Here is a 25929-nt window from a genome sequence, read left to right as displayed (position 1 = left end):
TAAAAATAATTCACTACCTTTGCCTTATTGATAACCTATAAAAAAATTCATTATGAAAGTAACTTATTTAGGTCACGCTTGCGTGAATATAAACATTGATGGGACTCACTTTCTTGTAGACCCTTTTATTAGCCCTAACCCTTTGGCTTCACACATTGATATAAACTCTATCAAAGCAGATTACATCCTCATCACCCACGCCCACGGCGACCACATTGCCGATGTAGAAGCTATTGCCAAACGCACAGGTGCTCAACTGATTACCAATCCCGAAATTCTCGCTCACTACGAAAAATTAGGGCTTAGCGGTCACGCTATGAACCTCGGTGGCTCTCACCGATTTGTAGATGGCAAAGTGAAAATCAAGATGATCAAAGCTGAACATTCTTCATCTTTCCCCGATGGTTCTTATGGAGGCAATCCTGCTGGTTTTTTGATTGATTACAACGATGATACTATCTACATTTCAGGAGATACCGCCTTACACTACGATATGAAAATTATCCCCCACCAATACAAGGTAAATCTGGCAATTTTCCCCATCGGTAACAACTATACAATGGGGGTACGCGATGCCCTTACAGCGGCTCGCTTTGTAGAAGTAGGCAATGTGTTGGGCGTGCATTACGACACTTTCCCTGTAATCAAAATTGATAAAGAAGCTGCTAAACGCAAATTCAAAGACGACCATCGTCGCCTTCACCTCTTAGAAATAGGGGCTTCTTTAGATTTAAAAGATTTAAATATTAGTACCTTGTAGGTATTAAGTGTCAAATAATAACTATTAAACTTTGTTGAAATTTAGAGATTTCAACAAAGTTTTTTTGTACATTTTACAAATTGACGAATCGACAAATTGGCTAATTGACAAATTATTCTTACTTTTGCGCCGTTTTATATGCAAAACTTTTATTAGCAAAGAATGAAAAAACTTATCACTTATCACTTAACTATCCTCTTATCTCTTATTTCTTACTCCTTACCTCTTACCTTAAAAGGTCAAGAATTTAAACCTATCATTCCTCTGAATACTAAACCTTTACTCGCAGGTACTTTTGCCGAATTGCGCCCTAATCACTTCCACGGCGGTATCGATCTAAAAACTGAAGGTCGCGAGGGGTTACAAGTTTTGGCTGCCGATAAAGGCTATATTTCTCGTATCAAAGTAAGTCCGTATGGCTATGGTAAAATGCTGTATATCACCCACCCCAGCGGCTATGTAACCACTTATGGACACTTGCAAAAATACGCTCCCGAAGTAGAAGCTTTCGTAAAACAAAAACAATATGCACAACAAACTTACGACATTGATATTATCCTCGACGAAAAACAATTTCCCGTAGCACAAGGTGATTGGGTAGCCCTCAGTGGCAACACAGGGGGTAGCCAAGGACCTCACTTACACTTCGAGGTGCGCGATACCAGCGACAATGGCTGGAATCCACTACTCTTTGGCTTTAAAGACCTCATTGAAGATACCACTCCTCCCGAAATCATACACCTCTATGGTTATTCACTCGGAAAAGATGCTCAAATAGAAAGCACTCAACTCCCCCGACAAATCAATAAAACTTTACAAGCCGATCACACTTACCTCGCCGATAATATCAGTGCTATTGGTACTATTGGGTTTGGTATTCAAGGTTTCGACCGCCAAAATGAAACAATGCACCGAAATGGCATCTACAAAGTAACTCTCCTGCTCAACGGAGAGGTGCAGTTCCAAACTGTTTTAAACAAGGTGAATTACAACGATACTCGCTACCTCAACGCCCTGATAGACTACGAGATGTATACTCAAAAAAGAGGTATGGTACAACGCCTTTACAAGCTGCCTAACAACCGTTTAGACGTCTACCCTATCCCTCCTACCAAAAGCAATTTTGGGTATCTTACCATAGAAGAAGGTAAACAATACACTGCTACTATTATAGCCGAAGATTTCAAAGGGAATACTACTACAATAAATATCCCTATAGAGGGCAAACGCGAAATACTAAAAACACCTCGACCAGAACCTAAAGGCAACAAACAGGTGGTAGCTACTCGCGATAACTACTATGAATTAGAACACGGTAGTGTTTATTTACCTGAAAATACCCTTTATGAGGATGTACAAATGCTCATCACCAGCAAAAAAGATTCTATTACCGTAGGTGATTACCGCATTCCTGCTCAGAAATACTTTACTGTAACCATCAAAGACGATAGTTATACCCCCGAAGAAGCCAGCAAAATGTTCCTTTCGCGTGGCGGTAGTTACGAGCCTACTATTTATAAAGATGGTGTATTTACAGCCCGTGTGCGCAATTTTGGCACTTTCACCTTGCGAAAAGATGTAACTGCTCCCACTCTCAAAGCTGTGAATTTCAAAAATGGTGGCATTGTAAAAGCCGATACTCTCAAAATTTTAGTAAGCGATAATTTCAGTGGCTTTTCCTCTTGTTCAGCGACCCTCAATGGCGAGTGGATACTTTTTGAATACGAACCCAAAAACAAATGCCTTACTTTCCATTTTAGTGATATTGATACTACTAAAACTGATAAATACGAGCTTATCGTAAATGCCAAAGATAAAGTAGGCAACGTAGGAACTCTAAAAGCAAACTTTACCAAACTAACGACTAATAACTAATAGCTATATGAAACATATCATTTTTACAGAAAAAGCGCCAGCGCCCATCGGACCTTACACACAAGCGGTAAAAGCTGGCAACACACTCTACGTATCAGGACAAATACCTGTGAATCCTGCGACAGGTGAAGTAGTAAAAGGCATAGAAGCTGCCACCGAGCAAGTAATGGAAAACCTCAAAGCTATCCTCACCGAGGCAGGAGCTACTTTTGAGAATGTAGTAAAAACCACTATTTTCTTAGCCGATATGGGGCAATTTGCGCAAGTAAATGGCGTATATGCACGCTATTTCAACGAGGCAACAGCACCTGCACGCGAAACTGTGCAAGTAGCTCAATTGCCTAAAGCCGTAGAAGTAGAAATTTCTTGCATTGCTGTATTGTAGTAATGCCGTGTAGAGACAAAAAAAGCTGTATAGCAAAATACTATACAGCTTTTTTTATGATCAATTTGATAAAAAAACTATATCACAAATTGATGTTTTAGATTTTCATAGTATTACTTCAATAGTCTGTTTTTCTCGTCTTCTACCCCTGTGTTTCTTATATTGTCATTCACTTCTTTACCTTTGGCAAAATCATAGCTAATACCTATACCAAACTGACGACTGTTAATGGTTGAATATAATGTGTTATAAATACCATTAAAATCATATTCACTTTTAGAACGAGAGGTCTTCAATATATCAGTTACAAAGGCTTTTAACCTAAATGAGCTTGAAAAAGGAATCATTAGGCTAAAGTTGAGCTGGTGATTGTAATAGTTTTTGGTATACAAACTCTTATTGGTTGAGATATATTGGTAAGTAAGAGAAGCTTCGATATCTTTGGGGAGGTAAAAGCGCTGTGAGGTGTAAAACTCGGCATATAAGGAGTTGAAAGCATTCCCTAAATACTTGAAGTTAAAATACCCCCCTGTGAATTTTGCATTGCACTCCCACCAATCGGTGAACTTAGTAAAACGGGATAGGAACAAATATACATCGTTTTTATAACCTACATTCTCGGGGCGAGTAGTTATTACGCCAGCAATAGCGGTAGGAATGTTAAGCACATTTTTTTCGAAATAACGGTAAGCCACAGCCATATCTACTTTTTTCCACCTATAACCCGATTGCAACGTATATCCTTCTATGGGACTTAAATCTTTATTACCTGTATAGGCATCGGTAGGAGAACTTTTGATATAGGTAGGGTTAAACAGACTGTAATTCACCCTGCTGAACCATCGGCGAGCAGAAAAGAAGAAGGTTTCTTTGCCGAGCTTGGTAGTATAGAGGGCATTGAGTGACCATTGTGTGTTGTCGTTATGGAAATTATCTAAGTGATTGTTAAACGTATTGTAATTATATTCAGAACGTAAGCCCACTGAGAACTTTGATTTTTCAGTAAGAGGGAAGGCGTAATTGGCAAAAGTGGCGAAAATGTGTTCTTTGAAGAAGAAATCATTAGAAAGAGTAGCGTTTTTTAACTTCTGGGTAGGCAAAATATCAAAATAAGCAAACTCATCTTGATTGTCTACCAATGAATAACGCAATCCAAGCACTAAGTTCTGCTTTTCTGAAGGGTATTTAGAGGTAAAAAACTTACTCCAAGTAGTTTTGAAGGCGTAAACATCGCTGTAAGAGTATGAATCTTGCTCAGTATTTTCTTCGGTAGTTACTATGCGGTAATAAATATCTTTTTCAGTAAGAGGACTTTCATACTTTTTCTTAACCAAGTCTAAGGCTATTTTGATATTTGAACCTAAGGAGTCAGTAGTATGGTCGAAGTTCAGTGAGAAAGAGTGGTCATTAGATATGGCGTCCCATTTTCTGTTCGTAGTAAAATGATGGTTGAGCACATTGTTATTATACACATTAGCTAATATGTTGTATTCATTATCAGCATCGGCATCATAATTATAGATATACAGAAAGCTAAGAGTCGATTTTTTATTGAAATAGTAATCTGCTCCTAATGTTATCCCGTTTGCTTTTCGTTTTAACTGTCTATCGGAAGTACTTTGATAAAGTGTATTACTATTTTTCAAGAGAGATTGCTCCTCTGTATTGCTAAAGGTGTGATGTCGTTCGTGGTATAGGTTAGTAAAAAGACGATATTTATCAGTAGAATAAAACAGGTTTACATCATCGTTATAGCCTAATTTTTGTTTGTACAGAAAGTTGTGACTTAACGAGTCTACCCAGCCGTATTTTGCAATAGTCGTTATTTTTATGATACCCACTTTTGAGCTATCGATACTAGCATCAATTTTATCAACTACTTCAATACTTTTTATACTCTTGACGGGTATTTTATCTAAGAAAGACGCTATTTTATCTTTATCGATGTGTAATTCCTTACCGTCGAGCATTATTAAAATATCGTCATTGCCATAGATTTTCAAGCCATTAGTAGTGGAGATGCTGGGAGCATACTCTAAAATATCGGTCACCGCAGAACGATAGGCGAGCCGTGTGCCTGTTACTTCAATAAGTGAGCCCGTTTGAGTAGGGATAACAGGATTTTTCCGACCAGTAACGGTTACTTCTTTAAGGTTTTCTACTTTCTCGGTAATCACAATATTGCCTAATGCGATATTCTTATCTACCATTAGCTCTTGCTGAAAAGGCTCATAGAAAATAGAAACCACATTTAGCTGGTATTGCCCTGCTGAAAGGTTTTCAAAAGAAAAAGTACCCTTTTCATCTGAAGCAGTTGTTTGTAATACCTTGTCTTGTGAGAGCAATTTAACAGTACAATTAGCTACTATTTGGTTATTACTAATTAAAATCCCTGTAACACGATATTGTGAAAATATGTATAAGGGAAAGCATAATACTAAGAATAAAATACTCCTTTTCATTATTATTTCATCATTTCTTATTTTACATAAGCACTTAAAAAAAGCGTGAGCACATTCCCTATTACTTTCTCATAGAAGCCCGACTAAAGGCACACTGCAAAAGTAAAAAGAAATGCCCACGCTATAGTGCAGGCATTTCCACTTTTAGTTTCCCCATAACATTAAAAAATGGTCGTTTTCTATGACAGGAAATTGTAAAGTGAAACGCTAATTTATGTCTTTATGTAAGTATTTTTTCTGTTTCTTTCAAATAGTGTTTAAATGTTTCTTAAATAAGAAGAAGAAAAAAATTATATTCTTCTCAAAATATCTTGGTAGTCCTCTCTTAGATTGTGTATACCTATCACAAAAACAGTATTTGTTTTCACAGTATAGAATATTCCAAAATGAAATCTTGGAGTAGTTGATAATCTAATCTCACCTTCTACTATTCGATTTATATAAGGTAATGTTTTTAACCTTTTCAAATATTCATCTATCTCGTCAAAAACTTCAAAACCGAGTCCTTCTCTTTTATCATTATACCAATCAATGACTTTCAGCCATTCTTTATTAGCTAATGAAGAGAGTATTACTTCATATTCTTCCATATTTTTCGTAAGCCAATCTTCTGGCTTCATCTAAAGAGATTCCGGTTTCTGGAGATAATTCCCATTCTCTTAAACGATCGTGCAACTCATTTTTGTAACTATCAGAAATTGTGTACTCCTGATTCTCTACTATTTCAAAATTGAGTCGTTCAAGAGCTATTCTTGCATCATTTAGAGTAACTCCTTTAGGAGGTTTAATAGTGAGTGTTTCCATAAACATTTTGTATTTAAAGGCAAAAGTATAAAATAATTGCTAATTAACAAGTTCGCATTACTAATACTACTTTTTCCACCCTTTGAGGATATCGTTAGGCACTCCGCCTTTGTGAAGCATAATGGCAGTTGTTTTGAACTCTACAAAAGCTTTAGTTACATACAAGTAGCCTTCATAGTCGTTGCGCAAGCCCCAAGAGTTTTTCACGATGTAGTACTCACGTCCATTTTGGTCTTTGGCAAGCCCTACGATGTGCATTGCGTGGTCATCAGTGGTTTGATAGTTGTCAAAATCACGCTGACGCATCTCGGGGGTGATAGTTCTTTCGGCAGTAGGAGGATTAGAAAAAAGATACAAGGCTTCCTCGTTACTCATCTCACTCACTTCTTTTTCGGGCACAAAAGCCACTCCGTTTTTCCAACTGAAATAACGCTCACTCACATCGGCTGCCCACGCTACAGTATAACCTTTTTTAAGAGCGTTGTCAATGGTTTTTGTAAGGTCGGTCATTGCGATATTGTAAGCATAATCAAAGCTCCAGTTATCGGGTACTGCCATAAATACGTTTTGGTATTTAGGTTGGTCGGCATACGATACCATTTCTATATAGTCGGCAGGATTGATACCTACGCGCTCTTTAGCAAAGCTCTGAGGAGTATATTTTTTGCCTTCATACATAAAACTTTCGGGTACTGCACCTAAATAGGCATCGATGGTCGCTGTGAAAGCAGGTAACCAATTAGGAGTGAGTTTATTCTTTTTCTCTGCGTTCTTTAGCATTCCTTGAAGAAATCCTTTCAAGATAGCGTGCAGTTCACCAAAATCATTACGAGTAGTACCGTAGTTCAAACCTGTATAAATATTTTGAGGTACAGCGCCATATTTGGCGTACATATTGATTACATCGTGGAGTTCACCTCCTTGTCCGTAATCTAAATTGCCGTGCATACGCACATATTGTTTAGCTTTTTCGATATAGCAATTGCGAGCAGTGAAGATTTCGGCAAGGTCGATAGGCTTTTTGCCCATACGCTTCATTTCACTTTCTATAAACGAAGCCCCTGCATAGCTCCAGCAAGTGCCGCTGCTACCTTGGTCTTTCACGTCGGTGCGTTCGAGGTTGATAACGGTAGTAAACTTAAAACCAGCGTTTTCTGAGTGGTTACCAGCTACCGATTTGATAAGGTCGTCCTGTGCAGTTCCTATAAAAAAGGAAGATAGTGCTACAAATAATGTAATGTTTTTCATAAAAGAATACTTAATAATGAAGCGCAAAGGTATGAAAGAATTAGCAGAATAGCAAATTTGGCATAGTTATCGCTATAAAAAAGTAAATGCTCAAACATTATGAAATATTTATGCTTGTACATATCACTTTTATTAGGATGCTTAGCTGCTCAGGCTCAACCTTTTGAAATACAAAAGAAAGATAATAAGGTTGTCATTCCGTTAGAGAAATCACCTGAGTTAGAGTATAAGGGAACGCCTATCAATCTGCGGGTAGCTCCTAAAAAAGAGAATAACCCCTGGATGAAGATGCCTGAAAAGAGCATTGATTTTACGGGAAAGAGTAATTTGGTACAGCGTAAAATAGAGTTCAAACCTAATTATGAGGTACTCAACGACCATAAACGGGAAGATTACGAAGCTCCAAAAGGCGACCAATTCTTTGGCGACTTCACCAATAATGGAAAGTTTGTAAATGTATATTGTCGCGACTTCGCAGCTATTGATGGCGATCGAGTGAGTTTATATGTGAATGGAGTAGAAGAAGTTCGCGATATTTTTCTCCTTGGAGAGTTCAGAGGTTTTAAAGTAGAATTGAAACCTGGCTTCAACAAAGTAGAGTTTTTGGCGCTCAACCAAGGTGAATCAGGACCTAATACCGCCGAGTTTATGGTGCTAGACGACAAAGGCAACACCATTATACGCAACCGTTGGGATTTAGCAACAGGCTCAAAAGCACAACTCGTAATTGTAAAAGATCAATAAAGCGAAGAAAATTATTTTTATTTGTTACTTTTTTTAGCTCATATTTTTATAGGGAATTTCCTATAAAGATATGAGCTTTTTTGTAAAATCGTTTAAAGGGGTTTTTGAGCAACAAGAGCAATAGCATCTAAGTTCTTTTGGTGTTTTCTAAACGTTTTCTTCATATTCATCACGCGTTTGCGCAAATCGGGGTGGGTAAAGAGATTGAAGAAGAATTTAAGTGTGCGAAATATCCCTTCATCTTGCCATACACGCTTGTTTTCAAGTAGGAGCATTGCGTTGTGCTGTTCTTTCACCACCTTAAAACCTTGCTCTTCAAAAAGAGCTTTCCACTCACTGGAGGTCATAGGGCGTGCGTGTACACGTATATTGGCACTTAGTTCTTTAAAAACATCGTTTTTCACCTCGTCGCTCACATTGTCTGGCTGTAAGCCTAATTCGTGAATAGCATAATAACCTCCTGGTTTGAGTATCCTAAAAGCCTCCGCAATAATAGCTTTTTTGTGTTCAAGAGGTTGCATAGTGAGCATTGCCTCTCCATACACTTTATTAGCAAAAGCATCGGGAAGTGTAGAAGCTGCGGCATCAGCTACAATCACACGCGCATTTTCATAGTGAATATTCTTTTTAGCCAAAGTAGCGGCTGCCTCATTCATATCTACTCCCGTATAGCTGAAAGGCTTGTAAGAACAGGCTATATTAGCCGTAAATCCTAAGCCTGGGGCAAACTCTACAATATCATCTTTGGAGGTAATCTCTAAGTTTTTCACTAACCATTCGCTGAGTACTCTTCCTCCTGGGCGCAACACTTTCTTGCCGAGCTTGGCGAGAATCCAGTGCCCTTGTTTTTCATTTAATGATGTTTCTGTCTTCATCGTTTCAATGGTTTTTATAATTTAGGAGACAAAAGTACGAATTTATTTTGAATGTTTCAAAATAAATTAACAAATCTGTTAATTAAAAGAAAGTCGCGCTTGGGCAGTTACTTCTTGTGCTACAAAATTTCCTTCCAAAAACTTGTGATAACCTACGATACCTATCATCGCTGCATTATCGGTACAATACTGAAATTTAGGCACAAAGGTTTGCCAACCGTATTGCTGTCCTAAAGCTGTGAGAGCATTGCGAATACCCGAATTAGCCGATACCCCTCCCCCAATAGCCACTTGCTTGATACCTGTTTCTTTTACAGCTTTTTTGAGTTTATTCATCAGTATTTCCACAATTGTGTGTTGCACCGAGGCACAGATGTCGGCTAAATGTTCAGTTATGAAATTAGGATTTTCTTCAGTATTTTTCTGTACAAAATAGAGAATGCCCGTTTTAAGCCCTGAAAAACTGAAGTTGAGGCCAGATATTTTAGGTTTGGAGAAGGTAAAGGCTTTAGGATTGCCCTCTTGGGCATATTTATCGATGAGAGGACCTCCTGGGTAAGGAAGTCCTAATATTTTAGCGGTCTTGTCGAACGCCTCCCCTACTGCATCGTCAAGAGTTTCGCCCAGCACCTCCATATCAAAAAAACTGTTTACCTTCACAATTTGGGTATGCCCCCCGCTGATAGTCATTGCGAGAAAAGGGAACTCGGGTTTCGGCTGTCCTTCATCTATAAAATGTGCCAAAATATGTGCTTGCATATGGTTCACCTCAATGAGTGGGATATTCAGCCCCATTGCCAGCGATTTTGCAAATGAAGTCCCCACGAGCAACGACCCCATTAAGCCTGGCCCTCTGGTAAAGGCAATAGCCGAAAGTTCTTCTTTGGTTATTCCTGCTTTTTTGAGTGCTTGAGCCACTACGGGTACTATGTTTTGCAAGTGAGCGCGTGAAGCCAATTCGGGCACTACCCCGCCGTATTGTTTATGAACCTCTTGATTTGCCACCTCATTAGAAAGCACTTTATCATTGCAAAGCACTGAAGCTGAAGTATCATCGCAAGAAGATTCTATAGCTAATATATAGGTATTTTTCATTCTTTTTCAGTTTAGAGCGCAAAAGTAAGGATTATTTGTCAATTAACAAATTAGCATTTTTTAGAAGTATTATTAATTATTTTTTTTGCTAATTAATAAATTGTTTCGTATCTTTGCCGAATAGTTACCAAATCAATCTCGTATGAACTTACACGAATACCAAGGAAAGGAAATCCTTTCGAGTTTTGGGGTGCGCGTACAACGTGGCATCGTTGCTCACACCCCCACTGAAGCCGTAGAGGCTGCCAAACAACTCACCGAAGCCACTAATACTCAGTGGTATGTGGTAAAAGCACAAGTGCACGCCGGAGGGCGCGGTAAAGGCGGCGGCATTAAGTTAGCCAAAGGTTTAGACCAAGTAGAGCCTATCGCTTCTCAAATTATAGGTATGCAACTCGTTACCCCTCAAACACCACCTTCAGGAAAAAAGGTACATCAAGTACTCATCGCGGAAGATGTATATTACCCTGGTGAAAGCGAGCCTAAAGAGTTCTATATGTCGGTACTATTGAACCGTGCCAAAGGTAAAAATATGATTATGTATTCTACCGAAGGAGGAATGGATATTGAGGCTGTAGCCGAAAAAACACCTCATCTTATCTTCACCGAAGAAATCGACCCTGCTGTAGGGCTCTTGCCTTTCCAAGCTCGCCAGATAGCTTTCAACTTAGGAGTTACCGGTGACGCTCAAAAAGAAATGGTAAAGTTTGTAACAGCACTCTACAATGCTTATGTATCTTCTGATGCCAGCTTGTTTGAAATCAACCCTGTTCTAAAAACTTCTGACAATAAAATAATGGCAGTAGATGCCAAAGTAACTCTTGATGACAATGCACTTTTCCGCCACCCTGAGTATGCAGCTTATCGCGATACACGTGAAGAAAACCCAATAGAAGTAGAAGCTAAAGCTGTAGGACTCAACTATGTTGCTCTCGATGGTAACGTGGGCTGTATGGTAAACGGTGCCGGACTCGCAATGGCTACGATGGACTTGATCAAGCAAGCGGGTGGTTCACCTGCTAACTTTCTTGATGTAGGAGGTACCGCCGATGCCAAACGTGTAGAAGCTGCTTTCCGCATTATCCTCAAAGACCCTAATGTAAAGGCTATCCTCATCAATATTTTTGGTGGTATTGTGCGTTGCGACCGCGTAGCACAAGGCGTGGTAGATGCCTATCAAAATATGGGCGATGCTATCAAAGTGCCTATCATTGTACGTTTGCAAGGTACGAATGCCGAGCTTGCTAAAGAAATATTAGACAATTCAGGCTTAGCCGTTCACTCAGCAATCCTCTTCCAAGAAGCTGCCGATAAAGTAAAAGCGGTACTTGCTTAGAATTTAGATAATTAGATAACAAGTGTCAGATTTGTATCCAAAGCTTTGTCAAAGTCCAAGGACTTTGACAAAGCCTATTATGATAATTCTGACGCTTTTTTCTCATCCCTAAAAACAAAAAACTTATGCTCAAAAAAATCTTCTCTATACTAACGGCAATTGCTTTATTGGTGTGTTGCCGCAATACTCCTACTGAAAAACAATCTTCTCCCGAAAAAGGGGTAGTAGCCGCACACGCTATGGTGGTGAGTGCCAAAGAAGAAGCCTCACAAATAGGTCTTGCTATCCTCAAAAAAGGAGGTAACGCCTTCGATGCGATGGTGGCTACCGAACTTGCCTTAGCAGTAGCTTACCCCAATGCAGGTAACATAGGGGGTGGAGGCTTTATGGTATACCGTTTAGCTAATGGTGAAAAAGGAGCTTTAGATTACCGCGAAAAAGCACCTGCTAAAGCGCATCGCGATATGTATTTAGACAAAGATGGCAACGTAATTGCCAATAAGAGTACACTGGGTGCTTTGGCTGTAGGTGTACCTGGCACTATTGCAGGGCTCTTTGCTGTACATCAAAAGTTTGGCTCTCTCCCTTTTGCCGAACTCATCCAGCCTGCTATCGACTTGGCGCGCAATGGGGTGATCATCACCAAACTGCAGGCTGATTCTTATATGAACAAAAATGTTGACCTCATCAAGCAAGCGAATAACTATGTTACTCCTTTTGAAAATGGTTGGAAAGCAGGTGAGCGCTTTAAATATGAGGAGTTTGCTAAAACCTTAGAGCGTATACGCGATAATGGTAGAGCTGAATTCTACGAAGGTGAAACTGCCAAACGTATTGTTGCCTACGTGCAAGAACTCGGTGGTATCCTCTCCTTAGACGACCTCAAAAACTACGAACCTCAATGGCGTAAACCCGTTACTTTCACTTATAAAGATTATACCGTCAATTCTATGCCTCTGCCTTCAAGTGGAGGAATTTGCTTGGCACAGATTCTTAAAAGTGTAGAACCTTATAATATAGGTCAGTATCCTCATAACGGCGAGCAATACATTCAGTTATTAGTAGAAGCCGAACGCCGTGCTTATGCCGATAGGGCTTACTATATGGGCGACCCCGACTTTGTGAAAGTCCCTACCGAAATACTTCTCTCTCCCGATTATCTCAAAGAACGTATGAGTAGTTTTTCGTGGGATAAAGCGAGCAAATCTTCTGAAATAGCACACGGAAAAATTGCAGGTTACGAAAGTGATGAAACGACTCATTACTCCATTGTAGACCGTTTTGGCAATGCCGTAGCGGTTACTACTACCCTCAACACCAATTATGGTAGTAAGGTATATGTGAAAGGAGGCGGTTTCTTCCTCAACAACCAAATGGACGATTTTAGCATCAAACCTGGTGAACCAAACACTTATGGTTTAGTAGGTTCTGAAAAGAATGCCATTGCTCCTAATAAACGTATGCTCAGCTCTATGAGCCCTACTATTATAGAAAAAGGAGGTAAGCTCTTTATGGTGATAGGCACCCCTGGGGGTTCAACGATTATCACCTCAGTATTACAGTGTTTTCTCAACGTAGCCGAATACGGTATGACGATGCAAGAATCGGTGAGTAAACCGCGTTTCCACCACCAATGGCTACCCGATGATGTGATGTATGAACCCAACGGTTTTGCTCCTGAGGTCATTGCCAAACTCAAAGCTAAAGGCTATAAACCTCGTGAAGAAAACTTTGTTATCATTGGTAAAGTAGATGCTATTTTAGTACAGCCCGATGGTAGTTTAGAAGGTGGTGCCGACCCTCGTGGTGATGATACTGCCGTAGGGTATTAGTAGTTAACAATTAGTGGTTGTATTAAAAAAAAATACTTAAAATTTTTGGTAGTTCAGAAAAAATCACTAACTTTGCCCCCGAATTTAACACATAACACATAATATGACTTTCACAAGTAAAAATATGATGATGCTTTGTTCTATGGTTTCCCCATAGGAAGGCATCGTTGTTTCTTTACTTTACCCTATATAAAAAGGAATGCAATGATGTTACATTGCATTCCTTTTTTATTTCCCCTTAGTAATAACCTTTTTAAAAATAATTTAGTGATGAGAAAGAAAACCCGCTTTTTAGTATTTTTAGTCTTTCTGTTTTCAGCCGTTGCTTCGGCTCAAACCGTTAAAGGTATCGTAACCGATAACCAAAAAGAACCTCTAATAGGGGTGAGCATCGTTGTAAAAAATACCCCAAAAGGTACTAATACTGATGAAAACGGACAGTTTAGTCTACAAGTCTCCGAAAACGATGTACTTGTATTTTCGTATATAGGTTTTAAAACCAAAGAAGTGAAAGTAGGCAAACACACTACTTTAAACATTCTCTTAGAAAGTGATGCTGAAGCACTTGACGAGGTGCTCATCGTTGGGTCACGTGCTGGTGGACGCACAAAAGTAGATAGTCCTGTGCCGGTGGATGTGTTTGATGTAGTGAAAACCGTAAAAACACAACCGCAAGTGAATATTAATCAGATACTCAATAGTATAGCGCCTTCCTTCACCTCTACACCTCAAGTGGTAACCGATGGCACCGACCACTTAGACCCCGCTCAACTACGCGGTTTAGGTCCCGATCAAACCTTAGTACTTCTCAACGGCAAAAGGCGACACACTTCTGCCTTTATCAATGTAAATGGCGCACCTGGTCGTGGTACCGTTGGCACCGACCTTAATGCAATTCCCTCTTTTGCACTTTCCAAAATTGAAATCTTGCGCGATGGAGCTTCTGCTCAATACGGATCAGATGCCATTGCAGGCGTACTCAATCTCAACCTCAAAAAAGAAAAAGGACTCTCTGCCCAAGTGAGTTACGGGGCTAACATAACCCCAAAAGCCAATGATCATCGCGGTGATTACGACGGCGAACAAGGACAATTAGACCTCAATTATGGCACTGAACTCGGTAAAAAAGGCGGCTTTATCAACCTCACTTTCTCAGCGCAATTCCGCAACCCTACTTTTAGAGCAGGTACTTTTGATGGCACTATCTTCAACGCCTATAACGCAATTGAACAGCGCGCTTTAGAAGCAGGCGATAATCTGTCTAACTATTTTAGCAATAGCAATGTAAATGCCGACCCTCAACTCTTAGGGCTCATCAAAAACTACGCTGGTGAGGTTAGCTATTTCAACAGTTCCTTCTTATCACAAATCCAAAATGCTACTTCGCTCACCAGCCTGCGCAGTATTCTGAGTAAAGATGTTACCGATGATGAACTCGCTTATCGTCAGCTAACGCGTAAAGACTTCAATATGCACGTGGGGCAATCGCGCCTACGCGGTACGCAATACTTCCTCAATACCGAACTTCCTATTTCCGATAGCTGGAAATTCTATGCTTTTGGCGGACAGAGTTATCGTTATGGTGAGGCTGGTGGTTTCTTTAGGCGACCTAATCAAGCGCGCACCTTCACAGGGTTACATCCTAACGGCTATCTGCCTTGGATAACTACTGATATCCAAGATAGTTCTATCTCAGCAGGTTTTAAAGGCGAAGCAGGAGCGTGGCATATTGATGTCAGCAATACTTTCGGGCGCAATGAGTTTGCCTATACTATCAAGCATACGGGCAACACCAGTTTGCGTTTTGCCTCTCCTTCTTCTTTTGATGCTGGCAAATTGCACTTCTTGCAAAACACTCTTAACCTCGATTTTTCCAGAGCTCTCAACCTCTTCGAGAAAGCCAACCTCTCATTGGGCGCCGAGCAACGCCACGAAGCTTATAGCATTGTAGCAGGTGATGAAAGTTCTTATGCTACTTATGACCTTTTGGGCAGAGTGCAGGACGGCAATACCCCTAATAACCAAAAACCTACTGACTTCTTTGGGGCTTACCTCCCTGGTGGTGCACAGGTATTCAGTGGTTTGCGTGAGGAGAGTGCCCTCACCAAAACGCGCAATGTATGGGCGGGTTATTCCGAATTTGAAACCGACATCACTCGTTGGCTCTTAGCCAATGCCGCCTTGCGCTATGAAAACTATTCCGATTTTGGCGATACTTTCAACTACAAATTAGCAACTCGCGTGAAGCTCCTCCCCAATGTAAATTTGCGCGCTGCTGCCTCTACAGGATTCCGCGCCCCCTCTATCCACCAATTGTATTACACCAATATAGGCACCCTCTACCTCAACGGAAATTTGCAAGAAACAGGTACGTTCAACAATATTTCTAAAGCGGCTGAACTCTTTGGCATCGAAAAACTCAAAGAAGAACAATCTAAATCAGTGAGTGCAGGGTTCGCTCTAAACTTGCCCAAAGCAGGTATTTCTCTCAGTGCCGATGCCTACTTCATCCGTGTAGACAATCGCATCATCCTCACCGAAACTTTTAGCAAGCCAACAGGTTCTTCACCTGCCGAAAACGAGCTCAAACAAATATTCGATACTGCTAATGTGAACAGCGTACAGTTCTTCGCCAATGGCGTTGATGCCGAAACCAAAGGGATAGATGTTGTAATAGCGCACCATTATCAAGGAAATAAATGGGGTATCAACAACGATTTTGGTCTCAATCTCACCCAAACGCGCAAAGTAGGAGCTATTCACACCCCCGAAGCAATAAAAAATGCAGGTTTAGAGAGTAAATTCTTCTCCGAAAGAGCTCGTATTTATTTAGAAGAAGCCGTTCCACGATTCAAAGCAACCCTTTCTCACAACCTCAGTATAGGCAAATGGAACGCTTATTTGCGCAACACCTATTACGGCAAAACCACAGGTCCTGATATCATCAGAACTGCCGACCAAATAGGGGACTTTGAGTTCGATAGCTATGGTCATCAAGTGATACGTGGCAAACTCATTACCGACCTTTCTATTGCTTATAATTTCAGCGAAAAAGCTACCCTCACTTTAGGCGTAAACAACCTTTTCGATCTTTACCCCGAAAAGAACGTAAAAGTGAATAACAACAACGATCAATTTGTGTATTCACGCGCCACTTCTCAATTCGGGCTCAACGGGCGTTATGTGTTTGCAAGAGCGAGCTTTAAACTGTTTTAATAAACTTATAAAAACACCAAAATATTTTTTAATACATTATTTTGGTAGATTGATAAAATATTGTAGTTTTGCACTTTAAATAAGAATTTTATATGAAATCAAACGTATTAGGTTATCCTCGTATCGGTGAAAAACGAGAACTTAAAAAAGCTAATGAGTCCTTCTGGGCTGGTAAAATATCAGAAGAAGAACTCTTAGCAGTAGCTGAAAATATTCGTGTTCACAACTGGACACTACAAAGAGAAGCAGGAGTAGATTTGATTCCTTCTAACGACTTTTCTCTCTATGACCAAATGCTTGACTTTTCGTTCACGGTAAGCGCTATTCCTGAGCGTTTTACTCCTATTCATCAGTTGAGTAATTTGGAGCGTTATTACGCTTTAGCACGTGGCTATCAAAAAAATGGTATCGATATTACCGCTATGGAAATGACCAAATGGTTTGATACCAATTACCACTATATCGTACCCGAATTTACTAAAGACCAATCTTTCAAAATTCTTGTAAACAAACCTTTGCAAGAGTACAACTTGGCTAAAAAACACGGTTTCGACACTAAACCTGTACTTATCGGCTTGGTAACTTACTTGCTTCTCGGTAAAGAAAAAGAACAAGGGTTCCACCGTTTAGACTTGGCTGAGCGTCTATTACCTGTGTATGTACAAATCGTACGAAGTTTAGTAGATGCAGGTGCTAAAACTATTCAAATAGACGAGCCTTACTTAGTTCTCGACCTTCCTAAAGGTGCTGCCGATGTATACAAAAAAGTATATACCGAACTAAGAAGCAAATTCCCTACTACCGAATTTATCCTCACTACCTACTTCGGAGCTTTGGATAACAATACCGAATTGGCTGTGTCATTGCCTTTCAATGTATTGCACATCGATTTAGTGCGCGCCGCAGCTCAGCTTGACAAAGTGCTCAAAGCACTTCCTGCTGATAAAAAACTATCACTTGGGGTAGTAGACGGACGTAATATTTGGAAGAATAACTTCGAACATTCATTAGCATTGATTGAGAAAGCCAAAGAAGCTATCGGTGCCGACCGCCTATTGATAGCTACTTCTTGCTCATTATTGCACTCTCCTTGCAACCTCGAACTCGAAAACAACGAGAAAGTGCTTACCCCTGAAATCAAACAATGGTTGGCTTTTGCTAAACAAAAAGTAAAAGAAGTAACTACTTTGCAAGCCCTTGCTACAGGTCACATAACTCCTGAGGTAAAAGCCGTTTTTGAAGAAAACAAAAAAGCAGCTGAAACACGTAAAACCTCACCGCTTATCCACGACAACAAAGTGAAAGAGCGCGTGAACAACATTACTGCCAAAGACGATGTGCGCCACAGTCCGTTCAACGAGCGTAAAGTAGCACAACACAAAGCGTTAAACTTACCTCTTTTCCCTACAACTACTATTGGCTCATTCCCTCAAACCGACGAGGTACGCAGCTGGCGTGCTCGCTTCAAAAAAGGAGAACTCACTCAAGCCGAATACGACAAGTTATTGGAAAAAGAAATTGAAGAGTCTATCCGTTTTCAAGAAGATACCAATATCGATGTACTCGTACACGGCGAATTTGAGCGCAATGATATGGTGGAATACTTTGGCGAATTGCTCAAAGGATACACCTTCACCAAATTCGGTTGGGTACAAAGCTACGGTTCACGTTGCGTAAAACCACCGATTATCTTTGGTGATATTTCACGTCCAGAACCAATGACTGTACGCTGGAGCAAATACGCACAATCGCTTACTAAATTGCCCGTAAAAGGTATGCTTACAGGCCCTGTAACTATCTTGCAATGGTCGTTTGTACGCGATGACCAACCGCGTTCTGAAACTTGTTTGCAAATAGCGTTAGCAATCCGCGATGAAGTAGTAGACCTCGAAAAAGCAGGCATCAAAGTTATTCAGATTGACGAACCAGCTATCCGCGAAGGTTTGCCATTGCGCAAGAGCGAGTGGAAAGCCTACTTCGATTGGGCAATCAAAGCGTTCCGCATTTCAGCCTCAGGTGTGAAAGACGAAACTCAAATCCATACCCATATGTGCTATTCTGAGTTCAACGATATGATTGAAGCTATCGCCGATATGGACGCCGATGTGATTACCATAGAGTGCTCACGTTCACAAATGGAACTCCTCGATGTATTTGGTGACTTCAAATATCCTAACGAAATAGGACCTGGGGTATACGATATTCACTCACCACGTGTACCTTCACAAGAAGAAATGACTAACTTGATGAAGAAAGCCATTTCGGTAGTGCCAAAAGAGCAACTTTGGGTAAACCCTGACTGCGGACTCAAAACGCGCCACTGGCCAGAAACCAAAGCAGCTCTCCACGCAATGGTGGATACCGCCAAAGAACTTCGCAATCTTTACAAATAAGAAATAAGAAGTAATTAATAAAAAAAGCAATGTGCGAGAAAATGCACATTGCTTTTTTGTGTTAAAATTGTTCTTTTGCTTTGTAGAAATAAAACTTTTTTATACATTTGCCTCATCAAACCAAAATAGCTATTATAAGAAGTACTAACTTGTATAGTTTTTAAAACAGTATTATAAAATAACATATAGCGTTTCGCTTTACAGTTTCCTAATTTCTGAAAACGACCAATTTTTCAATGTTACAAGGAAAGTGAAAGTGGAAATGCCTGCGGTTACGTGGGCATTCCTTTTGCTTTGTAACATAGCCTTTGGTCGGGCTTCAGAAATTGAGCAATAAGGAATGTTTCCACGTTTTTTTATTGCTTAAATGTAACGAAACCTACCTAAAAGGCGGTAACCGAAAAGCCTGAACAGAGTAGGTATAGTAATCCAAAAAATTAACAAACAAATGAAAAGAAGCATTATTTTAGTAGCACTTTTAGTACTAAATCTCAGTTTTGCAGTAGCTCAAGCTAAAAACTCCAGAAAAGAGTATACTGCTGTAGATAACCACACCTATAAAAAAGGTGAAACATTAGTTTTTGGAGTACCTGCAAAAGGTACTCAGTACGAAAATATCTTTATCAATGATATTATAACCACTGGTGACTATATTTCTATGTTCACAGGAGGTTCTGTTGAAAAGAAAAGTTCGGACAATGCTACTAAAGAACAACTTTCAGCTTTAGGTAATAAGGCTACTATTAAATATTTTGCCAATGGTATAGACAATAATAAGTTGGTAGTTCTAAAATTAGATGATAAGAAAGAGATAAGAGCTTTCTTTGATAAGGCTTTACAAAATGGTGAAATCAAATCACAAGCCCAAGACTTTCAAACTACTGCTGATAAAATCTTTGCAAATGCAGCTAGTGGTCAAGGCGATGGCAATGGGAAGGTAAAAAGCTTTTCACCTAATATTGAGGTAAAAATTCTTTCGGTAGTAGGTGATAAAAAAGCTCAAACCGTAACTGTAAATCTCTTGATTTCTCATAAATTAGTACATCAAAAGGTATGTCTTGATAATAGCAGAATAAATGCTTTTGATTATGAAGGTAATGAGTACTATTCTAAAGCAGTTGCTGTAGGTAATGCAAAAAGTGGTGATTTTAGCTGTAATACAATTCCTACAGAAGTACCTGTAAAGTCCTATATAGTATTTAAACAGATACTTCCAAGTGTTAAAGGATTGAAATTTGCAGCAGCAAGAGTAGGATTTGGACCAGCTGATAGTTGGTCTGATGAGTTTGCGAGTCTTGAGCTTTCAGACCTCGTAATAGATTGGAAGTAATAAATCATCTAATAGTAAAATTATAAAAAAATATCCCCACTGGCGCATTTCTTGTAGCTCGTGCCTACTTAAATAGCTTGTAGCTCACATTATTGATATAACAGAATAAATTATATTTGCATCATAATCCCTGTAAATCCAGCAGCACCAGCTTGCCAAAAACAGCAAACTTGTTTATCTATTTGATTAGTAAATAATTAAATAGATATTTCTTATATCGAACACACATTAAAATAATTCACTGTCAGGTGAAAATTCGTAAAATTCGTGGAAGACTTAGAATATTTCGCTGATTTTTAAACAATTACTTATACCAAACTTACATTATTTAAGGTACAAAAAGAGCAAAGCGTTAAGTCGCTTTGCTCTTTTTTATAAAATATTTTCATCAAAAATTTGGATATGAGTATATAAATATATACCTTTGGAAAGTTTAAAACATTATATAATATGAAAAACATTACTATCATTATAGAACGTAGTAACGATTTTTATTGGGCTTATGCTGAAAATGTAGAAGGTATAAGTGCAGGAGGTGAAACTGTTCAAGAGGCTAAAAACGGTATCTTTGAGGCTATTGCTCTGCAAAAAGAACTCGGTAATTTTCCTTATAACAATTACCAACTTACCTACAAATATGACACTGAAAGTCTGTTACAATATTTTAAAGGGATAATAAGCAACCCTGCCTTTGAACGACTCACAGGTATCAATCAGAAATTGATACACCAATACGCTGTGGGGCTTAAAAAACCTCGTACAGCTCAACGTCAAAAAATACAAGAAGGGTTGCATAAACTCGGTGCAGAATTGCTTAGTATACAATTATAGAAAAAGAGCAAAGTGTTAAGTCGCTTTGCTCTTTTTTATAAAGTATTTCATTTTTTTGGAAAGAAAAATAGTAAAAATAAACATAGTAACAATAGCTTATTTTTACATTTTTGTAGAAATAAGTGATTTTACAACATTTTAAAGGCTTATTTTTACATAGTAATTAGTCTGCTAATTCTAAGAAATCCTCAAAATATTCATCAAAAGAATTGAATAGAAGTGTAGGTTTGTTCATTTCAAAATTACCGTCTTTATTACAATGTATTTCAGCACCATATACTTTTGAATCGTTGAGGCGATCTGTTTTTGAGACTTTGTACAGAATAAGATACTCGTCAATTTCGTAATTGAGTACAATAAAATCATCGGGGAGGTTGAGTTCTTCTCTCAACTGTTTGGTGAGTTCTACCACAGGATATGATAATGTTCCATCCTCTTTGTAAACTCCATTGATATAAGTATCCCCAAAGTTACAAGAGCCACATTCGCTCAAAAACTTTACATACGCTTTAGGGAGTAATACCCCTAAAGATGTTTCTACAATTTGAATTTCTTCGGCAGTAGCACCTTCACAGTATTCAAATTCATCACTTTGTTGTAGTTTCTTTAGATAATTCATTAGATATAGGTTTTTGAGTTTGTTCTTCTCTTTTAAATACGAAAGTATCGTAATAAGTGTTGAAAAATTGTATTAAAAATACAGCGCCTTGTAGGTCTCTATACACTTCTACTAATAAATTACCGTCTTTATCAGGAGCTATACGTATTCTATCGATATCCACTCCTAAATAAATAGGAATAAACGGATAGATTCTAAACCTATTATAACGCTGCCAAAAGTTCTTTTTCTGTTTGCCTTTGAAGCCAGCCCTCATCGTAACAGTAGTTGTGCTATCCTTCACCTTTTGGTAACTCACGTACAGCGAATCGGCTTTTACTTGCAGTTTAAACCTACTTAAAGGTAGCGCTGTTTCTTGGTATTCTTTAGGCAGTAGCGGAAAGAACAAGGGTGCTTGCTTTTCCATAGGCTCAGAATACACATAATAAGTTCCTTCATTAAGAGTCTTAATAGCAGCTTCATCCATAAAAGCTGTCATTTTAGGGCGCTGTACTGTTTTACACGAAAACAACAGTAAGGATAATACAATAAAAGCAATGGTTCTCATAAAGTTTAGATATTTAATGATGCTAATTACAAGTACAAAAGTACAAAATAATCACTTACAAAAAAAGCAAAGTGAAAATTTAATTTCACTTTGCTTTTTTGTTAAGGTACAGGGTCATAGCCACTACCTCCCCAAGGGTGGCAACTACATATACGTTTGATAGCTAACCAACCTCCTTTGAAAAAGCCATATTTTTGCAGAGCTTCCAAAGTGTATTGAGAGCAGGTGGGGGTATACCTACAAGTAGGCGGTTTCAGAGGTGAAATAGCTACCTGATAAAAGCGTACTAAATAAATGAAAAGGTATTTCATTACTTAGCAAATCGTTCAATTACCTCTTGGCTTACACCTGTATTAGAGAAACCTCCGTCGTGGAAGAGATTTTGCATCGTTACTTTGCGAGTAAGGTCGGAGAAGAGAGATACCGTATAATCGGCACAATCTTGAGCGGTGGCATTGCCTAATGGCGACATTGCATCGGCGTAAGCAATAAAACCATCAAAGCCTTTTACACCTTGTCCTGCAGTGGTGGCAGTAGGTGATTGTGAAATGGTATTCACACGCACTTTTTTATCTTTACCAAAGAAATAGCCAAAACTACGCGCAATAGACTCTAAGTATGCTTTGTTATCAGCCATATCGTTGTAATCGGGGAAGGTGCGTTGTGCTGCCATATAAGTAAGGGCAACGATGCTACCCCACTCGTTCATTGCATCATTCTTGTAAAGCACTTGACATACTTTGTGAAAAGAAAGTGCTGAAACGTCCCAACCTTTTTCAGTGTTCATATAGTTAGACTCGGTATAAGGGATATTTTTGCGCACATTCACCGACATACCGATGGAATGTAGTACAAAATCCAACTTGCCTCCTAAAATTTCCATTGCTTTAGTCACCAAGTTTTGGAGGTCGTCCATATTGGTAGCGTCGGCAGGAATGATTTCAGAGCCAGTTTTTTCGGCTAAATTTTTTATTTGTCCCATACGCATTGCCACGGGAGCATTGGTAAGCACGAACTTACCGCCTTCTTCGTGTACGCGTTCTGCTGTTTTCCAAGCGATAGAATTTTCGTCTAAGGCACCAAAGATGATGCCTCTTTTTCCTTTTAATAAATTGTACATAATTCTTTCTTTTATAAAGTAAAATTTGTTTCTGTGGTGCAAATGTACAAAAAAATATTTTTTAAGAAAAAATTTTTTCTATCTAAAAAATTAGGATTATTAATTTTTATTTTCTACTTTTGCTCTACAAAAACTTAAAAAAACCAAATTATGACAAGTACAAATGAAAAACTAACAGCTTCTCAGCTACAATTGATGCTTGATGCTCATTGTCAAGATATGAAAGCTAATATGCCAGGGTTCCTATTTTATGGAATTTTAAGCTGTGCTGATGGTTACATTCTAAGCAGAGCCTCGGCTAATGCTGAAGCTTCGAGAATTATTGAACAGGGTTCTGCTTTTCACCTCACTATTGTCAATCAAGTAAAAATGGTAGTTGAAAGCAATAAAGAATTAGGTAATTTAGAGCTTGATTACATTCTTATTGAAACGAGTAAAATCACTTTTATGCTGATGATTTCTGCTCTTGGTAAATTCTTTTCTATTACTGCTTTAGATAGAGCTAAGGCGAATATGGGTATTTCGAGAGCCTTACTCTACAAATGTAAAGCTGAGTTTGGGACAATGTTAGATGATTTTTTTTAGTGTTCTCTCTATATCAACAAAAGAAAGCCTGAAAAAATGCATTATAAGAACAGCAATTTTTCAGACTTTTTTATTATATTTTTATGGTTCGTAATGTTTTAATGCCTCTGTAATGATAGCAATACATTCTTTTAATTCGGTTTCATTCATCACCAATGGTGGGGCAAACCTAATGATATTACCGTGTGTAGGTTTGGCGAGCAAGCCATTATCGCGCATCTTTAAGCAGATATTCCACGCAGTATTGCTCTCTTCGGTATCGTTGATAACCACAGCATTTAAGAGTCCTTTACCACGTACTAAGGTAGCTACTTTTGAGGTTTTGATATAATCGCCTATTTCTTTGCGGAAAATTCCACCCAATCGAGCAGCGTTTTCAGCCAGATGCTCGTCTTTTACTACTTGTAAGGCTTCAATTGCTACAGCAGCAGCCAAAGGGTTACCGCCAAAGGTACTACCGTGTTGCCCTGCTTTGATTACGTGCATTATACAGTCATCGGCAAGAACAGCACTCACAGGATATACCCCCCCGCTAAGGGCTTTGCCTAATACCAATATATCGGGTTTTACATTTTCGTGATCTACTGCCAAACGCTTCCCAGTACGCGCTACTCCTGTTTGTACCTCATCGGCGATAAAGAGGGCGTTATACTTTTCGCATAGAGCTTTAGCTCCACTCAAGTAGCCATCGGAGGGGACATATACGCCTGCTTCACCCTGTATAGGTTCTACTAAAAAGCCTGCTACTGTAGCCTTATTATCGGCGAGCACTTGTTCTAAAGCTACCAAATCGTTGTAAGGAACAGAAACAAAACCAGGTGTATAGGGGCCGAAATTTTTACGTGCATTTTTATCGGATGAGAAAGAAACTACTGTAGTGGTGCGCCCGTGGAAGTTTTGATGGCACACAATGATGATTGCGGCGCTTTCGGGTACTCCTTTTTGTTCATACGCCCATTTGCGACATATTTTAATGGCTGTTTCTACAGCTTCAGCACCTGTGTTCATTGGTAGAACTTTCTCGAAGCCAAAATACTCGGTGATGTACTTTTCGTACACTCCGAGCTTATCGTTGTAGAAAGCGCGAGAAGTAAGAGTAAGGGTTTGAGCTTGCTCAGTAAGTGCTTTGATGATGCGTGGGTGACAATGCCCTTGGTTTACAGCAGAGTAAGAAGAGAGAAAATCGTAGTAGCGTTTGCCTTCTACGTCCCACACATACACGCCTTGTCCTTTGCAGAGTACGACGGGTAGTGGGTGATAATTATGGGCACCATACTGGTTTTCGAGTGCCATTGCTTGTTCTGAGGTTAATTTTGGTAATGTCATATATCTTTCGTTTTATTTTCAGACGACAAATATACGACATATTTTCGTAAAAACAAAAAAAAACACAAATTTGGGATATTCCAAATTTGTGTTATAAAGTTCTTTACTTTAGCGCTCGTTTCTAAAAGAAGTCGTCTAACATTGTTCCAAATTCTGCTTTACATTTATATAGTAAAGCTCTTGAAATACCTACATTAGATTTTGATCTATCTAAGGCAGTAATCGAGAAAAACTTCCCTAAAGCTGAAATCATTAGCATATAGGTTATTTTATTAGCCTCAATAAGAATGTAATCTAACGCTAAATCTTCCATAGTTTTGTTAGTGTTTATTACTTTTTTCACTTGATCCACAATTGTTAAGTGAAAGGCAGAACCTTGTTCTACAATTCTTGAAGATTCTTCATTAGCTGAAGCTTTAGATAAAATGGTTCCATCCTTACAGCTAAGGATTCCATAAAATAGAAAACCAGGCATATTGGCTTTCATATCTAAACAGTGAGCATCGAGTAATCGTTGTAATTCTGTTCCTGTCATAAAAAATATAT

At 39.0% G+C, this 25929-nt stretch carries 23 protein-coding genes; 11 read left to right on the top strand and 12 right to left on the bottom strand.

Going from position 1 to position 25929, the window contains the following annotated elements; genetic code table 11:
• The first annotated feature begins 52 nt into the window (after positions 1–52).
• The 3 genes from I7X29_RS14115 to I7X29_RS14105 all read left to right on the top strand — a co-directional run bounded on the left by I7X29_RS14115 (position 53) and on the right by I7X29_RS14105 (position 3020).
• Positions 53–760 carry a metal-dependent hydrolase gene (locus I7X29_RS14115; RefSeq protein ID WP_198467541.1) on the top strand — a complete coding sequence of 236 codons (708 nt, stop codon included), beginning with the start codon at positions 53–55 and terminating at the stop codon, positions 758–760.
• A gap of 162 nt (positions 761–922) precedes the next feature.
• Entirely contained in the window at positions 923–2635 is a 1713-nt protein-coding gene (locus I7X29_RS14110) for a M23 family metallopeptidase (protein WP_198475589.1), read from the top strand.
• Positions 2636–2642: 7 nt separating this feature from the next.
• Entirely contained in the window at positions 2643–3020 is a 378-nt protein-coding gene (locus I7X29_RS14105; protein WP_009413305.1) for a RidA family protein, read from the top strand.
• 113 nt (positions 3021–3133) lie between these two features.
• Here I7X29_RS14105 and I7X29_RS14100 read toward each other — a convergent pair whose 3' ends face one another.
• From I7X29_RS14100 to I7X29_RS14085, 4 genes are all read right to left on the bottom strand, one after another.
• A complete protein-coding gene (locus I7X29_RS14100; RefSeq protein WP_198475587.1) occupies positions 3134–5482 on the bottom strand; it encodes an outer membrane beta-barrel family protein in 2349 nt (782 codons plus the stop codon).
• Between the two features lie 290 nt (positions 5483–5772).
• Entirely contained in the window at positions 5773–6072 is a 300-nt protein-coding gene (locus I7X29_RS14095; protein ID WP_009413307.1) for a hypothetical protein, read from the bottom strand.
• The gene (locus tag I7X29_RS14090; RefSeq protein WP_034555649.1) at positions 6059–6286 is read right to left on the bottom strand and encodes a hypothetical protein; all 228 of its coding nucleotides are present in this window, start codon (positions 6284–6286) and stop codon (positions 6059–6061) included. Before I7X29_RS14090 ends, I7X29_RS14095 begins: the two co-directional genes overlap by 14 nt.
• A gap of 66 nt (positions 6287–6352) precedes the next feature.
• Positions 6353–7534, bottom strand: a complete 1182-nt coding sequence (locus I7X29_RS14085; protein ID WP_198475585.1) for a C1 family peptidase — start codon at positions 7532–7534, stop codon at positions 6353–6355.
• A 99-nt stretch (positions 7535–7633) separates the two neighbouring features.
• On the opposite strand from I7X29_RS14085, the gene I7X29_RS14080 reads away from it, so the two are divergent.
• Positions 7634–8278, top strand: coding sequence for a hypothetical protein (locus tag I7X29_RS14080; protein WP_198475583.1), 645 nt, complete (start codon positions 7634–7636; stop codon positions 8276–8278).
• Positions 8279–8370: 92 nt separating this feature from the next.
• On the opposite strand, the gene I7X29_RS14075 is transcribed toward I7X29_RS14080, so the two are convergent.
• Both I7X29_RS14075 and tsaD read right to left on the bottom strand, forming a co-directional pair.
• A complete protein-coding gene (locus I7X29_RS14075; protein WP_198475581.1) occupies positions 8371–9153 on the bottom strand; it encodes a class I SAM-dependent methyltransferase in 783 nt (260 codons plus the stop codon).
• A 78-nt stretch (positions 9154–9231) separates the two neighbouring features.
• Positions 9232–10248 carry a tRNA (adenosine(37)-N6)-threonylcarbamoyltransferase complex transferase subunit TsaD gene (tsaD, locus tag I7X29_RS14070; RefSeq protein WP_198475579.1) on the bottom strand — a complete coding sequence of 339 codons (1017 nt, stop codon included), beginning with the start codon at positions 10246–10248 and terminating at the stop codon, positions 9232–9234.
• 142 nt (positions 10249–10390) lie between these two features.
• On the opposite strand from tsaD, the gene sucC reads away from it, so the two are divergent.
• From sucC to I7X29_RS14040, 6 genes are all read left to right on the top strand, one after another.
• On the top strand, positions 10391–11584 hold the full coding sequence (gene sucC, locus I7X29_RS14065) for an ADP-forming succinate--CoA ligase subunit beta (protein WP_198475577.1): 1194 nt from the start codon (positions 10391–10393) through the stop codon (positions 11582–11584).
• Positions 11585–11709: 125 nt separating this feature from the next.
• Positions 11710–13416: a gamma-glutamyltransferase gene (gene ggt, locus I7X29_RS14060; protein WP_198475575.1), complete on the top strand. Its 1707-nt coding sequence runs from the start codon at positions 11710–11712 to the stop codon at positions 13414–13416.
• A gap of 270 nt (positions 13417–13686) precedes the next feature.
• On the top strand, positions 13687–16632 hold the full coding sequence (locus I7X29_RS14055; protein WP_198475573.1) for a TonB-dependent receptor: 2946 nt from the start codon (positions 13687–13689) through the stop codon (positions 16630–16632).
• Positions 16633–16724: 92 nt separating this feature from the next.
• Complete coding sequence (gene metE, locus I7X29_RS14050) at positions 16725–19025, top strand: 5-methyltetrahydropteroyltriglutamate--homocysteine S-methyltransferase (RefSeq protein WP_198475571.1); 2301 nt, start codon at positions 16725–16727, stop codon at positions 19023–19025.
• Between the two features lie 448 nt (positions 19026–19473).
• Positions 19474–20355 carry a hypothetical protein gene (locus tag I7X29_RS14045; RefSeq protein WP_198475569.1) on the top strand — a complete coding sequence of 294 codons (882 nt, stop codon included), beginning with the start codon at positions 19474–19476 and terminating at the stop codon, positions 20353–20355.
• Between the two features lie 450 nt (positions 20356–20805).
• On the top strand, positions 20806–21186 hold the full coding sequence (locus tag I7X29_RS14040; protein WP_002680655.1) for a type II toxin-antitoxin system HicB family antitoxin: 381 nt from the start codon (positions 20806–20808) through the stop codon (positions 21184–21186).
• Between the two features lie 163 nt (positions 21187–21349).
• Here I7X29_RS14040 and I7X29_RS14035 read toward each other — a convergent pair whose 3' ends face one another.
• The 4 genes from I7X29_RS14035 to I7X29_RS14020 form a co-directional block, all read right to left on the bottom strand.
• Positions 21350–21805: an SMI1/KNR4 family protein gene (locus tag I7X29_RS14035; protein WP_198475567.1), complete on the bottom strand. Its 456-nt coding sequence runs from the start codon at positions 21803–21805 to the stop codon at positions 21350–21352.
• Complete coding sequence (locus I7X29_RS14030; protein ID WP_198475565.1) at positions 21774–22352, bottom strand: hypothetical protein; 579 nt, start codon at positions 22350–22352, stop codon at positions 21774–21776. The genes I7X29_RS14035 and I7X29_RS14030 overlap by 32 nt, the downstream gene beginning before the upstream one ends.
• Before the next feature lie 101 nt (positions 22353–22453).
• Complete coding sequence (gene yidD / locus I7X29_RS14025) at positions 22454–22663, bottom strand: membrane protein insertion efficiency factor YidD (RefSeq protein ID WP_002680684.1); 210 nt, start codon at positions 22661–22663, stop codon at positions 22454–22456.
• Positions 22663–23472, bottom strand: coding sequence for an enoyl-ACP reductase FabI (locus I7X29_RS14020; RefSeq protein ID WP_198475563.1), 810 nt, complete (start codon positions 23470–23472; stop codon positions 22663–22665). Before I7X29_RS14020 ends, yidD begins: the two co-directional genes overlap by 1 nt.
• A 150-nt stretch (positions 23473–23622) precedes the next feature.
• On the opposite strand from I7X29_RS14020, the gene I7X29_RS14015 reads away from it, so the two are divergent.
• The gene (locus I7X29_RS14015) at positions 23623–24057 is read left to right on the top strand and encodes a hypothetical protein (RefSeq protein ID WP_009413323.1); all 435 of its coding nucleotides are present in this window, start codon (positions 23623–23625) and stop codon (positions 24055–24057) included.
• 81 nt (positions 24058–24138) lie between these two features.
• Here I7X29_RS14015 and rocD read toward each other — a convergent pair whose 3' ends face one another.
• Both rocD and I7X29_RS14005 read right to left on the bottom strand, forming a co-directional pair.
• A complete protein-coding gene (rocD, locus tag I7X29_RS14010; RefSeq protein WP_198475561.1) occupies positions 24139–25383 on the bottom strand; it encodes an ornithine--oxo-acid transaminase in 1245 nt (414 codons plus the stop codon).
• Between the two features lie 121 nt (positions 25384–25504).
• Positions 25505–25918 carry a hypothetical protein gene (locus I7X29_RS14005; RefSeq protein ID WP_225883776.1) on the bottom strand — a complete coding sequence of 138 codons (414 nt, stop codon included), beginning with the start codon at positions 25916–25918 and terminating at the stop codon, positions 25505–25507.
• Positions 25919–25929 lie beyond the last annotated feature (11 nt).

Origin of the sequence: Capnocytophaga periodontitidis (assembly GCF_016126015.1) — a bacterium.
Lineage (GTDB): Bacteria > Bacteroidota > Bacteroidia > Flavobacteriales > Flavobacteriaceae > Capnocytophaga > Capnocytophaga periodontitidis.
The sequence above is the reverse complement of the archived record's forward strand: the minus strand, read 5'-3'. Positions and strand labels throughout refer to the sequence as shown.